Below are 14,511 nucleotides of genomic sequence, written 5' to 3' on the forward strand. Positions count from 1 at the left end.
GGATGGCGATCGGAGCGCGTAAGCAACCGCTGTACGATCAGCTGGTCGATATTCTGACCGAAAAGATCGACCATGAATATCGCGCCGGTGACATGATTCCTTCCGAGCGCGAACTTTCGGAGCGCTATGGTCTCTCGCGTACTACGGTACGCCTGGCTCTGCAGGAACTGGAGCGTTTAGGACTGGTGGTTCGGCAGCACGGTCGCGGTACCTTTGTGACCGACCGTTCGGCAAAGGCAACCAATCTTATGCAGTCCTACAGCTTTACCGAGCAGATGCGCGCGATGGGTCGCGACCCCGAGACCACGATTCTCGAGTTTTGCGAGATGGAGGCCGATAAAAATCTGGCCGAGCATATGGGATTGCGTATCGGTGATCGCATTTTTAAGCTTAAGCGCCTTCGTTCTGCCGACAACATGCCCATGATGGTCGAACGCAGCTATCTACCAGTTCGTCAATTTCTGTCCTTAAAGCGACCGCTGCTGGAGCGTAAGCCGCTATACGATGTGATTGAGCAAGACTTTCAGCAAAAGATACGCGTGGCCGAAGAGGAGTTCTATGCGAGCATAGCCCGTCCCACCGACGCTCACCTTTTGGGAATTGTCGAGGGCTCGCCTGTGCTCGATTTGGTCAGGACTACGTATAACGAGTCAAACGAGGTTGTGGAGTACACACTCTCGGTTGCTCGTGCCGATCAGTTTAAATACAAGGTTTACCACCAGCGTAGCGACTAGTGTTCGCATCGTTTCCATATGATGATTCTTTGCATTTAACTGGTTACTACCAGATAACCAACCGAAGTGTATAATTGCACGTCAGAGGATTACTTCTAGAGAGAGGTATTAGAAATGTTCGAGAAGAGTGTCGAGGAGCTCACCGAGCTCGGCGCCCAGATCACCACGGCCGAGATTGCTCAGCAGCCCGAGCTTTGGCGTGATACGCTCAACATCTATCGCGAGAACAAGGAGGCCATCGAGGCCTTCCTGGCCGAGGCTCGCGCTATGGGCGAGGGTCGTCTGTCCGTTGTCTTCACCGGTGCCGGTACGTCCGACTACGTTGGCGATACCTGCGCCCCGTACCTGCGTCACGCTGGCAACACTGATCTCTACGACTTTAAGCCCATCGCCACGACCGACATCGTGAGCGCCCCGCGCGACTTCCTGCGCGCCGAGGATCCCACGCTCGTGGTTTCCTTTGCCCGCTCTGGCAACAGCCCCGAGAGCCTTGCCGCCGTTGCCGTTGCCAAGGAGCTCGTCCACAACGTCAAGTTCCTCAACATCACCTGCGCTCCCGAGGGCAAGCTCGCCGTCGAGTCTGCCGATGATCCCAACGCGCTGACGCTGCTCATCCCGCGCGCCAACGACAAGGGCTTCGCCATGACCGGTTCTTATTCCTGCATGACCCTGCTCTCCACCCTTATTTTTGACACTGCCTCTGACGAGCAGAAGGCCGAGTGGGTCGAGACGATTGCCAAGATGGGCGAGGAGGTCATCTCCCGTGAGCCCGAGATCGCCGATTACCTGGCTGGCGACTTCAACCGCGTGACCTACTTGGGTTCTGGCTCCTTCGGTGGCCTTGCCCAGGAGAGCCAGCTCAAGATCCTCGAGCTCGCTCACGGTCTGGTCGCTACTTCCTACGACACCTCCATGGGCTATCGTCATGGACCTAAGTCCTTCGTCGACGATAAGACGCTCGTCTTCGTGTTCGTCAATAACGACGCCTACACCCGTCAGTACGACATCGACATCCTCAACGAGATCGGTGGCGACGAGATCGCTCAGCACACCATCGCCGTTCAGCAGGAAGGTGCCACCGTCTACGAGGGCGAGTCCTTCACCTTTAAGGGCTACGAGGCACTTCCCGAGGGCTACCTTGCTCTGCCGTTCGTGATGTTTGCCCAGGCTATCAGCCTGCTCAACTCCGTGCGCGTGGGCAACACGCCCGACACGCCGAGCCCCACTGGCACGGTCAACCGCGTGGTTAAGGGCGTGACGATTCACCCCTTCACCGCTTAATCGCGTCCCCCTGTAAGGGCGCCCGTCCGCTCATAACGGCGGGCGGGCGCTTTTTGTTTACGTGAGCTGGGTATAAGCATCACCACAGTCAACTGCTTTAGAAGCGAGGAGTGCATATGAGCACGTACGCAATTAAGGCTGACAAGTTCTTCTTGCCGGCAGGCCCGCAACTGGGCGGCTATCTTATGGTCGAGGATGGCGTCTTTGGCGCCTGGCAGGCCGACGAGCCCTCTTGCGAGATTAAGGACTACACGGGATCGTGGATCGCACCGGGTATGGTCGATACTCACATCCATGGCTTCTACAACCACTCAACTACCGATAACGATCCCGAGGGCATCGATATCAGCTCGACCGAGCTCGCCCGTCGCGGTACCACCAGCTGGCTGCCCACGACGTTCACCGATGGCGTCGAGCAGATCAAGGACGCCTGCGCCGCCATCGCTCAGGCGGACGAGGGTCGCGGCCCCGACTTCTGCGGTGCCCGCATTCAGGGCATCTACCTGGAGGGCCCCTTCTTTACCATGAAGCACGTGGGCGCGCAGAACCCCGCTTACCTCATCGATCCCTCCGAGGAGGTCTTCGATCAGTGGCAGGAGGCTGCGGGTGGTCGCATCGTTAAGAGCGCCATGGCGGCCGAGCGCGACGGTGCCGCTGCTTATGCGGCTGCTCTGAACGCCAAGGGTGTGGTGACCAGCATCGGTCACTCCGACGCCACCTACGATGAGTGCATCGCCGCCATCAACGCCGGTGCCAGCTGCTTTACGCATACCTATAACGGTCAGCGCGGGCTGCATCACCGTGAGCCCGGTGTCGTGGGCGCTGCCATGTCCACGCCCGAGACCTACGCCGAGATCATCTGTGACGGCAAGCACGTTAACCCTGCCGCCATCAAGGCGCTGCTGCAGGCAAAGGGCTGGCAACACACGGTGCTCATCACTGACTGCCTGGGCTGCGGCGGCATGCCCGAGGGCAGCTACACCAGTGGTGGCATGGACGTCATCATGAAGGACAACCTGTGCTGGCTCGCCGACGGCAAGAGCATTGCCGGCTCGGTGCTCACGCTTGCCCAGGGCGTCAAGAACATCGTCGACTGGGGCATCGCCAGCGCCGATATCGCCATTCGTATGGCAACCGAGGTGCCGGCACGCTCCGCGCACATCGAGGATAAGTGCGGCAGCATCATGCCGGGTCGCGACGCCGACTTTGTCGTGTTCGACCATGAGCTTACCCTCGTCGAGACGTATGTTGGCGGCCAGAGCGTCGGCAACGCCTTTGCCGAGTAACGATAGAAAAAGACGGCGGGCCCGAATCTGCTCGGACCCGCCGTATGGGTTAAACGCTCAAAAGCACCTTCACAGTTACAGCTTGTTAGCGATCTTCTTTGCCGTGCGCTTGACGCCGGCCACCAGGCCTCCTGCAGGATGCTCCTTCTCGTATGCTAGACGCTTCTCGCGCTTGGCGTACTCTTCGACGATGATATCGCCATATTCGTCTTCGATCTTATCGAAGAAGTCGACGGCGCCCTTAATTTCCTCAGCGGTTGGGTGTCCCTTTTGGACACCGCCGGCGAGTTTGAACGGCCCCCACGTATCAAAGCCGGGGCAGCCGTAGACACCCATAAAGATGGCCTGCCTCATGCGGCAGATGCCATCGATATCCTTGCCGTACCACTTGTTTTTGCCACCGTAGGTCATAAGGCCAAACACCTTGTCCTGCGGCTGCAGCACGTTCGTGAGCACTCGTGCCATGTCCTTGTCGATCTCGGAGTAATAGATGCCCGTGGCGACGCCAATCAGATGGTATTCGTGCAGGTCGGGGTACTCGTTTTTGCCAAGCGCCTTGACGTCGAGGGTATCGATCTCGGGGTGTGCCTCGACGATGGCGTCCACGAGCTTTTTCGTATTGCCGTGATGGCGCGAGGCGTAGAGGATGATGGTTCGCATAAGAAGGCCTTTCAGCTGTAATTGCATCAATGTCTGTATGGTACCCCGTTACATGGCTGGGATACCGGACGCATCGATGAACGTGCGGGTTTGTCCTTTGGTTAGGGCCGAGACGGGTACTTGCGAGCAAAAAGCAGTTGTTCGAAAGGATGGGCAATGGAATACGCTCTCTCCAACGATTCGATTTCTATTAAGGTGTCCACGGCTGGTGGTTCGTTTACCTCGATCGAGGCCGGAGGTCGCGAGTATCTGTGGCAGGGCGATCCCGCCGTGTGGTCCGGCCAGGCACCGATTTGCTTCCCGATTTGCGGAGGCTTGCGCGATAACAACGCCATGACGTTTGCCGGGCATCATGTAAAGCTCGCTCGCCATGGGTTTGCGCGCAAACAGGAGTGGAAGCTGCTGAGCCAGAGCGAGAACGAGCTGGCGATGTGCCTGGCTTCGGAGGATAACGCCGCGCTGCTGAGCGATTATCCGTATCCGTTTAAGCTTGTCGCCCGCTATACGCTCGAGGACGCTGCCGTGCGCGTTTCCTACGAGGTCACCAACGAGGGCACCGAGGACATGCCGTTCTTTATTGGCGGTCATCCCGGATTTAGGTGTCCGCTCGATGAGGGCGAGGCCTATACGGACTACGAGCTGCGCTTTGAGAAGGACGAGGCTGCTGAGCTTTGCACTGCCGTCCCCTCGACTGGCTTGATTGACGTGACCAATCGCTCCAAGAACCCCATGGTGGGAAAGACGCTGCCCCTGTCGCACGAGCTCTTCGATTTTGCGGAGACCATCTTTGACGTGCTCGAGAGCCGTCAGGTCACGCTTTCCAAAAAGGGCGAGGACAAGGGCGTCCGCCTGAGCTTTGAGGGCTTCCCATATCTCATTGTGTGGAGCAAGCCCGAGGGCGATTTTGTGGCGGTTGAGCCTTGGGGCGGTCTCTCGACCTGCTCCGATGAGGACGACGTGCTTGAGCATAAGCGCGGCTGCCTTGTCGCCAAGCCCAAGGAGACCGTCGTTCGCTCGTTCACGATTGAGATTCTGTAATTCCGTTTTGTCGACTCGTATCGCGAGGCACAAGGAGCCTGCGAGATAAGGAGCTAAAAATGATCCTCACCGTTACGATGAACCCGTCTGTTGATACGCGCTATCAGCTCGATGAGCTCGTTATCGACGACGTCAACCGCGTGACGCCCGAAAAGACCGCCGGCGGCAAGGGCCTCAACGTGGCCCGTGTGCTGGGTCAGCTGGGCGACGACGTTGTGGCAACCGGTCTGCTCGGCGGCCACATGGGCGCCTACATGGCTGAGCTCATGGACGCCAACGGTATTAACAACGACTTTGTGCCCATCAAGGGCGAGACTCGCATTTGCCTCAACATCCTCCACGCCGGCAACCAGACTGAGCTGCTCGAGAGTGGCCCGACAATTGCCCCCGAGGAGCTCGATGCCTTTACCGCCAAGTTTACTGAGCTTGCGGGCAAGGCCGACGTCGTCACCATTTCGGGTTCGCTGCCCCGCGGTGTCGAGGCAGACTACTATGCCAAGATCACGGGCATTGCCGAGAACGCCGGAGCCAAGGTGCTGCTCGATACCTCGGGTGCTTCGCTCGAGGCCGCCCTTAAGTCCGAAATTAAGCCCGAGCTGGTCAAGCCCAACCTGACCGAGATCAACGGCCTTCTGGGCACGAGCTTTACCACCGACGATGTGGACGAGCTCCGCGCCGCGCTCGCCTCTGATGCCCGCTTCTCCGATATCCCCTGGGTCGTCGTGTCCATGGGTGCTGCCGGCTCCGTTGGCTTCCACAACGGCCGTGCGTTCCGCGCAAAGACGCCCGATATCCCTGCCGTTAACGCCACGGGCTCTGGTGACTCCACTATCGCAGGCTTCGCGCATGCCATTGCTGCTGGCGCAGACGACGAGACGGTGCTGCGTACCGCCAACACCTGCGGCAAGCTCAACGCCATGGATCCCATGACTGGCCACTTGGTTATGGATCGTTGGGACGAGGTCTACAACGGCGTTGTCGTGACCGAGCTGTAAGGGCTTGGGCGTCGGCCCCGGCATCGATTGCTAGCTCATGTCGACGACAAGTGCGATAGCATTATGTCGGGGCGCGACGCCGACGTTGTCGTGTTCAATCCCGACCTTACCCTGGTCGAGACGTATGTGGGCGGCAACAGCGGCGGTAACGCTTTTATCGCGTAGCCGCCAAAGAAACGATCCGAGAGGGGATTTAGATGATTTACGGTGCATTGGGCGATATCGAGGAGTACCGCGGAATGCTCAAGGGCCTCGACGTGCTGATCGACTGGCTCGAGGAGAACGATCCGGCGCAGCTCGAGGTCGGCAGTCATCCGATTCTGGGCGACAAGGTCTATGCGAACGTCATGGCTCCCACGACGCGTCCCGAGGCCGAGGCTCACTATGAGACGCATCAGCGCTATCACGACCTGCAGATCGATGTCGAGGGTCGCGAGGCCTTTAAGGTCGCTACGGGCAGCTTGACGCTGGTCCAGGAGTTTGACGAGAAGGACGACTACGATCTGGTCGATTCCGACGCCTCGATCGCCGGCGATCTTGCTGACGATAAGTTTGCGCTGTTCGTTGCCGGCGAGCCTCATATGCCCACGCTCGAGTTCCCGGGCGATGGCGCGCAGCCGGTCAAGAAGATCTGCTTTAAGCTACTTGCAGATGCTTACTGGGAGGAGTAACGCGCTGCTCGGTTGAGCAGCTGTTCGCGTGTTGGCGTGATTCCCCTAGGGAAACCACGCTAGGACCCCGCCAAACGTGCTTTCCCTAGGGGAATCACGTTTGGCGGGGTTTTCTGTTATTGAATAGGGGAGCTGCCGACGTGGCGATGTTTGGATTGGCACACACGTACTCAAAATCGGCAACAAAAAAGCCGCCCGAAGGCGGCTATCTTGTGCAATGGAGCCAGCGACCGGGCTCGAACCGGTGACCCCCGCTTTACGAGAGCGGTGCTCTACCAACTGAGCTACGCTGGCGGCCATATGATGACGCAACTGAGGCGTCAACGGCTGTCTATGATACGGGACATCGCACATCCGCGCAAGGGTTCTGACGGCTTTTCTCACTTTAAATGCACTAATATTGGAGACGTGATGTCTTGCTCTTACGGGTCTCAAAGAGAATGGGGCAGCGATGGCTCAACCCAAGATTCTTCTCACACGCATCGATGACCGATTTATTTACGGGCAAGACGTTGAGCTGTGGAATGAGGCGACTGGTTCCAACCTTGTCCTGATCGTCAACGATGAGATCGCGGCGGATTCGCGCCAATGGGCACCCATGAGGGTGGCGGCGCCAGAAGGCGTTTGGACGCGGTTTTTCTCGGTGCAAAGGACTGTCGACATCATTTATACCGCAACGCCGCGCCAATGGATTCTTATCATGGTGGCGTCGCCCACGGATGCGCTCGCACTGGTTAAGGGTGGTGTGCCGATCACCAAGATCAGCATTGGCCATATGCAGGCAGGGGAGGGCAAGCGCCCCATAACGCCCGCGGTTGCCGTGAGCGACGCAGACGTTGCTGCCCTCAAAGAACTGCAGGCGCTCGGCATAGAGCTAGAAATCCGCTATCTCCCCAGTTCCGCCCCCGACCCCATCGGCAATCTGTTCAACTGATCCCTTGGGGACGGAGGAAAACGGATCATTTTGCCCTTGCGAGGGACGCGTGCGATGCTGCCTGTCAAAAACAATGCCCATTTACTACGTTTGATCGGCTATCGCCGAGCATGTCGAATTTGAGAAAAACATAACCGCAGGTAGGCGGCTCGCGAATTTAGCAAAAACCGGTGCATGGTCGAGCATCCCGGGCTAAACGTAGTAAATGGGCATAGTTTTGATATGTCACTCATACAGTCACAGCGAAATTGAGCCCAAAAGATGAAAAAACGCCCGTCGGCGGTGGTGCCGGCGGGCGTTGCTGTGCAATATGTCGCGTTGTGGGCCTAGTGCCTCATAAAGTGGTATTCGATCACATTGCTGTATGGGTGACCCGGGCCCACAATGCCCTGCGGGAACAGCGGCTGGTGCGGCGTGTCGGGGTACATCTCTGCCTCGAGGGCAAAGCCGGCGCCCCAGCTATAGTTGGCATCGTCCTTGGCGTGCTCGTCGCCCAGCCAATTGCCAGTGTAGAGCTGCACGCCCGGGGCGGTGGTGTAGTAGTCCAGCTCGCGGCCGGTCCACATCTCCTCGACATGCAGGGCGCGGCGTAGGTTGCGACCGTATTGATAGTCATCGATGCACAGGCAGTGGTCGTAGCCGCGTGCCTGCTTAATCTGCGGATCGTCGGCCTCCATGCCAGGCGCGACGGGGCGCAGCTCGCGAAAGTCAAACGGCGTGCCCTCGACCGGAGCAATCTCGCCGGTGGGGATGTTCTGCTCGTTGATGGGCAGGTAGTGGGCAGCGTTAGCAACAAAGAAGTGCTCACAGTCCATTCCGGCGTTATGGCCGGCAAGGTTAAAGTACGTGTGGTTGGTCATGGCCACGTAGGTGGCGCGGTCGCTCTCGCAGCCGTATTCGATACGGAAGCAGCCGGTGCGCGTCACGGTAAACACGGCCGTAAAGGTGCGGTTGCCGGGCAGGCCCAGCTCGCCATCCTCAAGCGAGGTGGTCATGCGCACGGCATTGTGGACCTCGTCGAGCTCAACATCCCATACGCGCTTGTGCAGGCCGTGCTCAAGATCGCTGTGCAGGTTGTTGACGCCCTCGTTGGCCGGCATATGCCAGTCCGTGCCGTCGATGGTGATCGTGGCGCCCGCGGTGCGGTTTGCCACGGGGCCGATGGTCGCGCCAAAGCAGGCGGGGTTGTCAAAGTAATCCTCGAGCTTATCGAAGCCCAGCACCACATCGCGCACGTTGCCGGGAATGTCGGGCACATCGATACCCAACACGGTGGCGCCATAGTCCATAATGCGAACGCAGATCTCGGGCCCGTTGAGGGTGTAACGATGAACGGGGGTACCGCACGGCGCGGTGCCGAAAAGCTCGGAAGTGATCATTTGGTTCCTAACATCGAGGTATTTCCGACAAACTGTAGCGCGAACAGGCGAGATTATCACTACACCCCACTAAAGCAGGGGGTATTTTTCTCAAAAAAGTGATGATTAGAGCTGTGCGGGCGTTCATTTCTGACGCGCGCGAGTCTGATACAATTTGTTCGTTATTGTTTGAATTGACGTGAGCGTGGAACAGCGAGGACTCATCGTGATTAAAGCGGAGCGACAGGATAAGGTTCGGCAGCTGCTCGAGGAACAGGGAACGGTCTCGGTCAAGGAGATTTCGGATGCGTTAGGTGTCTCGGATATGACGATCCGCCGTGACCTTGAGGAGCTTGCGAGCCTAGGCGAGATCGAGCGCGTGCACGGCGGAGCCCGCAGTGCACAGGGCCGTCCTCATGCTATGCTGCGCCATGAGTACTCGCACAGCGAAAAGCGCACCAAGCATGCCGAGGAAAAGCTGCAGATTGCGCGCCGTGCTGTGGAGCTTATCGAGGAAGGCTCGACCATCTTTTTGGGCCCGGGCACCACGGTTGAGCAGATGGCCTCGATGCTGCCGGCGTTTCGCCTGCGCATTGTGACCAATTCGCTTTCGGTGTTTAACCTGCTCGAGGCGCGCGAAGACTGCGAACTGTGCCTGGTGGGCGGCGTGTACCGCCGCCGCACTGCCGCCTTTGTGGGCCCCACGGCCGAGGATACCTTGCGTGCGCTGGGCATCGATGCAGCCTTTATCGGTGCCAACGGCATTTTGGACGGCGACGTGTCTACGTCTAACATGGAAGAGGGCCGCATCCAGCAGCTCGCCTTTAGCAAGGCCGACTCGCGCTATCTGATTGCCGACTCCAGCAAGATCGGCAAGCGCGACTTCTACACCTTCTGTCGCCTGGACAGTTTGGACGCCGTGGTGTGCGAGCCGAGTATCTCGGTCGAGGACCGCGCCGCCATCGAGGAGCACACACAGGTCATCTGCTAGCTAACGCTACGGGATTGCCAACAGGCGATGCGGGAGGACTTTTACCTCCTGTCATTGTGGAAACCAGCGCGTCAGCGCTACGCAATATGACGCGCAAATGAGGACCCCACAATCAAATCGTCTCAACCTGTAACATCTAGACGTCCAAAACCGGTCTTAGTGTTACAGATTGAGACAATTCGGCGGGGTCTACCTTGTTTGTCTCGATCTGTAACGGTTAGGACTTAAAAACTCGGCTACGTGTTACAGATCGAGACAAAAGAAAAAGAACATTAGGACTTGAAAATAAAGTTTTGATAAGGGATTCGACCAGTTAAGACGGTGCGGCAGACAATTGAGATTAGTTTGCCTCCGGAGTCGTAAGCATAATGAGTCAGTTCGATGACCGGAAGTTTTGCAACACCATAATCACTGGCTTCGGAATCGCTAAGCAGACGTGCTCTATAGCTTTCCCTAACAGATTGGATAGACTTGGACAAGTCGTCCATGATTCTGCTAAATGCCTGAAAATCTAACTGGTTATTCGGAACGCGCGACTTTGAAATGAAGAACGTATCAGCGCCTATGAAGCTGCCTTCAAGTTCGTAGGTCAATTCAAGACGCTGAATTTCATCGCGACTTTGACATCCAAATTGTTGGAGCATCATTACGGAAATTGGACGACCTGATGTGAGGCCGCCGAAATGTTTGGTGATGGCATCCGGATCAACGCCATCGCAATGGCTTGCAAAGTCAAAGTCTAAAAGTGAATTGAGCTCGCTAACGCGTTTCGGTGCAACAAACGATCCCTTACCTTGGATTCGATAGATACTTCCACGACGCTCCAGCTCACTCATGGCAAGTCGGACGGTTGTTCTGCTTACGGCGTATTCGTCGCAGAGTTCCATTTCTGTTGGAAGTTTATCGTCTGCTTCATATTCATCGACGATCTGCTTGAGCAGCGCGTCGGTGAGCTGTAAATAGAGTGGCCGTTTTTCGTGTGTATCGAGCATTAGAGCCTCAGTTTGCATGTTGGTTATACCTGATGGTTGCCTCAGTCGGGATGTAACGTGGGCAAGGTAACCTTAACGTATCACAGAGCGGCTCAGCATGACGATCTGATGCCTGTATCCACGAAGGGCTTGTCCGAGCGTGAAGATATTCTGGGGTAGGCAAATACCGTTCATGGAGTCCCCGATATGTTGGAGGTCAGCGCCGGCTGCTTTTGCTGCAAGGCCTATTTTCTTAATGGTCTCGCTGTCGCAGGAGTCTTGACTCGTCCCGTTTGCCGCCATGACGAGAACCTTCTCTTCAATTGACTTGCCTACGTTGTGGGATCGTACAAAGTCTACGATGGCGCGCAGGTCTGCTTCTTGGAAGCAAGGGACGGTGTAGGGGGCTGGCACGAGAAGGATATCGACGCCGAGGTCAACAAACTTGCGCGCAATTTCGAGCGTCATGACAGGTTCTGCAACGCCCGCTCCATGCATTTTTCCGGCTATGACCAGGCCATTGAAATGCTCTTTGGAGAGTTTAATCGAATGGGCGATTGCATCGTTGGAGACGCCAGTTCCAGGGTTGCCTGTGAGGCAAATAAAATCAAATCCGAGTTCGTTTGCCTTTTCTAAGGTCTTGGGAGAGACGCGACGACCCATGGGGATTTCCGTACGGGATTCAGACATCTCTGCCTCGTTATCAACTGGCTCCAGATTGACGCCAATGGGCCTTCCGCATGCTCGCTTCACCCAAGTGACCGGGTTTTCATTGAGATCATCTGGAATACCGGCAATAACTGGATCGAACACATCGAGCGCGTTAAACAGAAGCAGGTCGGCACCTGCGGCACGTTCGATTTCTGCATTAGTAACGCCGCCGAGAAATTGGGAAGAGGGTACGTTTTCCGCCATGATGGTACGTCCCTCGGAAGCCAGAATTGCCTGCTTTAGATCCATGGGTGACGTGGCGGCAAAATCGGATGCGGACATGTTCAGTAATCGTTTGGGCATTGTTACTTCCTTTGACTAGAACGACAGGCTTGTGACATTATCTCTAATATTGTTACAACAATATATTCAATATGTTATATCCAATCGGTGAACGGTTGCAAGCTTATTGTATTGCTCGGAAAAAATAGCCTTTAGCTGGGAAAACCTTAAATTAATCAACTACCGTTCACCGAATAAGTATTTGAATTCTTGACATATCGACAAAGCGGAAAAAGAAATGGTTATGACAAATCGCGCAAATGATATTACATTTCGCACAAGAACGTATTCACTTACATAAGTGGATACAAACGGGGACGACGACGGTTGAGTCCGGATAAATCGTTGTGTGCCCGGGAATCATGAAAGGATGTGTTATGGACGCTATCGTCAAATTCCTTGAAAAACACCAGCCCCTCTTCGACAAAATCTCGAGGAACATTTATCTGGTGGCGATTAAGGATGGCTTTCTCTCGAATATGCCAATTGTGCTGTTCTCGAGCCTGTTCCTTCTTCTTTCGACGCTCCCTGCCTATGTAGGCATCACGCTTCCGTCTGAGGTGCTGGATTTCTTCAATAAAATCTATGCATATACCATGGGACTTCTTGGCATTATGGTGGCCGGCACCACGGCGAGCTCACTTGCCATGTCGATGAACCGTCGCATGCCTTCGGGTAAATCTCTCAACCCCACCTCGTGCATGGTTTGTGCCATGTGCGGCATGCTCTTGCTATCGGTGACGAACGATGTTGTCTCGATTGGCGGAGCAGATACATCTGTTTTTGAAACCGGCTATATGGGAACCAAGGGTTTTCTCGCTGCGTTCGTAGCCGCATTCTTGACCGTTAATATCTATAAGGTGTGCATTAGCCATAATGTGACGATCAAGCTTCCCAAAGAGGTCCCTGGCTCTATTGCGCAGAGTTTTCGCGATATCTTTGCATTTGGGTTTTCGATCCTTGCGTGCGCTTTTATCGATCTTGCGAGCCGCAAGCTGCTTGCTGTGCCGTTCGCCAATTTGGTATCCGCTCTCATCTCGCCGCTGTTCTCCGCGGTCGACACCTATCCTGGCATGGCGCTTATCGAAGGCGCGGTCGCACTTTTCCAATTTATGGGTATCCACGGTGCTTCGGTTGTCATGAGTCCGATCAATGCTGCGCTCTACGGCAATACCGTTACCAATCTTGAGGTTTTCCAAGCAGGTGGACACCCGTCAATTGCTCTTACGCAGGACTTTACAAGCTTCATCGGCGGTCTGGGCGGTTCTGGCTGCACGTTCATCGTTCCTATTATCCTGATCATGTTTATGCGTTCCAAGCAGCTTAAAGCCATGGGCAAGGCATCGATTATCCCGGTGATTTTTGGAGTTAACGAGCCCGTTATCTTCGGTATGCCGATTGTTCTCAATCCCTATATGTTCGTGCCCTTCCTAGTGGCTCCTATGGTCAACGCCATTATCGGTAAATTTTTCATTGACGTCATTGGAATGAACGCCCCCATGTATACCATGCCGTGGGCGCTTCCCGGCCCAATCGGTGCGTTCCTCACCACGGGTCTCGATCTGCGTTCTCTCGTATTGATGGCAGTGCTGTTGGTCGTTGACTTTGTGATTTACTATCCGTTCTGCAAGGCGTATGACCATCAGCTTTGTTTGGAAGAGTCTGCAAAGGAGACTGCAGGAAACTCGGATGCAGATGCTATTGCCGCACAGGAAAATGTCGCAAAAGCTCTCGAGGCGGTAAAGGACAAGGCGGAGCAGATCCGCGTGCTTGTGCTTTGCCAGGGTGCCGGCACTTCGACTCTCTTGGCAAATGCTCTTCGCGAAGGTGCCGCTGCTAAGGGTGTCGATCTGGTTTCTCAGTCCGGTGCGTACGGAAGCCACTATGAGACGATGGATCAGTACAACGTGATTGTTCTGGCGCCCCAGGCACGCATGTACTATGACGCTATGAAGGCCGATACCGATCGCCTTGGAATTAAACTGCTCACCACAAGGGGCAAGGAGTATATCGACCTTACCAACGATCCCGAAGGTGCAATTGACTGGATCGTTCAGGAGCTGGCCAAATAGTGGATGCACTCCGTCGTTAATTCGTCGGTGTATAGTACGGCCCCGCAGCTTATTGAGCTGCGGGGCCGTATTTCGTTGAGTATCTAATTGAGACAATGAACGCAACCGTCGTGAGATCGCATTGGCGCTCTCCGAGTCACCGACAAACTGCCTTCCATCTATGTGACCAATTCGCTTTCGGTCTTTAGTCTGCTCGAGGCGCGCGAGGATTGCGAGCTGTGCCTGGTGGGCGGCATGTACCGTCGCCGCACCGCCGCCTTTGTGGGCCCCATGGCCGAGGATGCCCTGCGCGCACTAGGGATTGACACGGCGTTTATCGGTGCCAACGGCATTCTGGATGGCGACGTGTCCACGTCCAACATGGACGAGGGCCGCATCCAGCAGCTCGCCTTTAGCAAGGCCGATGCGCGCTATCTGATTGCCGACTCCAGCAGGATCGGCAGACGATACTTCTGCCCCCCCCAGCCGGCGCAGGGGTACCGCTTTAAAATGACGCGCAAATAATTTTGGGCAACAAGGATGAGGCT

Annotated in this window: 14 protein-coding genes and 1 tRNA gene; 10 read left to right on the top strand and 5 right to left on the bottom strand. The window is 56.1% G+C overall.

All coding sequences use genetic code 11. The annotated features are described in order from the left end of the window. Positions 1–2 precede the first annotated feature (2 nt). The 3 genes from AAAV44_RS07135 (at position 3) to nagA (ending at position 3,301) form a co-directional block, all read left to right on the top strand. Positions 3–734, top strand: a complete 732-nt coding sequence (locus AAAV44_RS07135) for a GntR family transcriptional regulator (protein WP_055310430.1) — start codon at positions 3–5, stop codon at positions 732–734. A gap of 114 nt (positions 735–848) precedes the next feature. Beyond that, positions 849–2,015, top strand: a complete 1,167-nt coding sequence (locus AAAV44_RS07140) for an SIS domain-containing protein (RefSeq protein ID WP_035137674.1) — start codon at positions 849–851, stop codon at positions 2,013–2,015. 116 nt (positions 2,016–2,131) lie between these two features. Continuing rightward, entirely contained in the window at positions 2,132–3,301 is a 1,170-nt protein-coding gene (gene nagA / locus AAAV44_RS07145; protein WP_349115175.1) for an N-acetylglucosamine-6-phosphate deacetylase, read from the top strand. A 75-nt stretch (positions 3,302–3,376) separates the two neighbouring features. Here nagA and AAAV44_RS07150 read toward each other — a convergent pair whose 3' ends face one another. Further along, a complete protein-coding gene (locus AAAV44_RS07150; protein ID WP_055310431.1) occupies positions 3,377–3,961 on the bottom strand; it encodes a flavodoxin domain-containing protein in 585 nt (194 codons plus the stop codon). Positions 3,962–4,117: 156 nt separating this feature from the next. Here AAAV44_RS07150 and AAAV44_RS07155 point away from each other — a divergent pair, with 156 nt between their 5' ends. From AAAV44_RS07155 to AAAV44_RS07165, 3 genes are all read left to right on the top strand, one after another. Next, positions 4,118–4,999: an aldose 1-epimerase family protein gene (locus tag AAAV44_RS07155; protein ID WP_349115176.1), complete on the top strand. Its 882-nt coding sequence runs from the start codon at positions 4,118–4,120 to the stop codon at positions 4,997–4,999. Between the two features lie 59 nt (positions 5,000–5,058). Next, positions 5,059–5,994 carry a hexose kinase gene (locus AAAV44_RS07160; protein ID WP_117756831.1) on the top strand — a complete coding sequence of 312 codons (936 nt, stop codon included), beginning with the start codon at positions 5,059–5,061 and terminating at the stop codon, positions 5,992–5,994. Positions 5,995–6,191: 197 nt separating this feature from the next. Continuing rightward, positions 6,192–6,665 carry a YhcH/YjgK/YiaL family protein gene (locus AAAV44_RS07165; protein ID WP_117743267.1) on the top strand — a complete coding sequence of 158 codons (474 nt, stop codon included), beginning with the start codon at positions 6,192–6,194 and terminating at the stop codon, positions 6,663–6,665. Positions 6,666–6,883: 218 nt separating this feature from the next. Here AAAV44_RS07165 and AAAV44_RS07170 read toward each other — a convergent pair. Then, positions 6,884–6,959 (bottom strand) — tRNA-Thr (locus AAAV44_RS07170). A 157-nt stretch (positions 6,960–7,116) separates the two neighbouring features. Between AAAV44_RS07170 and AAAV44_RS07175 the strand changes: the two genes are divergently transcribed. Continuing rightward, the gene (locus tag AAAV44_RS07175) at positions 7,117–7,599 is read left to right on the top strand and encodes a PTS sugar transporter subunit IIB (RefSeq protein WP_349115177.1); all 483 of its coding nucleotides are present in this window, start codon (positions 7,117–7,119) and stop codon (positions 7,597–7,599) included. Positions 7,600–7,925: 326 nt separating this feature from the next. Here the strand turns inward: AAAV44_RS07175 and AAAV44_RS07180 are convergent, their stop codons facing one another. Next, positions 7,926–8,978 (bottom strand): aldose epimerase family protein, encoded by a 1,053-nt coding sequence (locus AAAV44_RS07180; RefSeq protein ID WP_349115178.1) that lies wholly within the window; start codon positions 8,976–8,978, stop codon positions 7,926–7,928. A 205-nt stretch (positions 8,979–9,183) separates the two neighbouring features. Between AAAV44_RS07180 and AAAV44_RS07185 the strand changes: the two genes are divergently transcribed. Then, positions 9,184–9,948 carry a DeoR/GlpR family DNA-binding transcription regulator gene (locus AAAV44_RS07185; RefSeq protein ID WP_349115179.1) on the top strand — a complete coding sequence of 255 codons (765 nt, stop codon included), beginning with the start codon at positions 9,184–9,186 and terminating at the stop codon, positions 9,946–9,948. A gap of 272 nt (positions 9,949–10,220) precedes the next feature. On the opposite strand, the gene AAAV44_RS07190 is transcribed toward AAAV44_RS07185, so the two are convergent. Next, a complete protein-coding gene (locus tag AAAV44_RS07190; RefSeq protein ID WP_349115180.1) occupies positions 10,221–10,940 on the bottom strand; it encodes a GntR family transcriptional regulator in 720 nt (239 codons plus the stop codon). A gap of 72 nt (positions 10,941–11,012) precedes the next feature. Further along, on the bottom strand, positions 11,013–11,933 hold the full coding sequence (locus AAAV44_RS07195) for a hypothetical protein (protein WP_022094155.1): 921 nt from the start codon (positions 11,931–11,933) through the stop codon (positions 11,013–11,015). Positions 11,934–12,289: 356 nt separating this feature from the next. On the opposite strand from AAAV44_RS07195, the gene AAAV44_RS07200 reads away from it, so the two are divergent. Both AAAV44_RS07200 and AAAV44_RS07205 read left to right on the top strand, forming a co-directional pair. Then, complete coding sequence (locus tag AAAV44_RS07200) at positions 12,290–13,984, top strand: PTS lactose transporter subunit IIBC (RefSeq protein WP_349115181.1); 1,695 nt, start codon at positions 12,290–12,292, stop codon at positions 13,982–13,984. A 162-nt stretch (positions 13,985–14,146) separates the two neighbouring features. After that, entirely contained in the window at positions 14,147–14,488 is a 342-nt protein-coding gene (locus AAAV44_RS07205; RefSeq protein ID WP_349115182.1) for a hypothetical protein, read from the top strand. Positions 14,489–14,511 lie beyond the last annotated feature (23 nt).

The organism is Collinsella sp. CLA-AP-H1 (genome assembly GCF_040092945.1).
Lineage (GTDB): Bacteria > Actinomycetota > Coriobacteriia > Coriobacteriales > Coriobacteriaceae > Collinsella.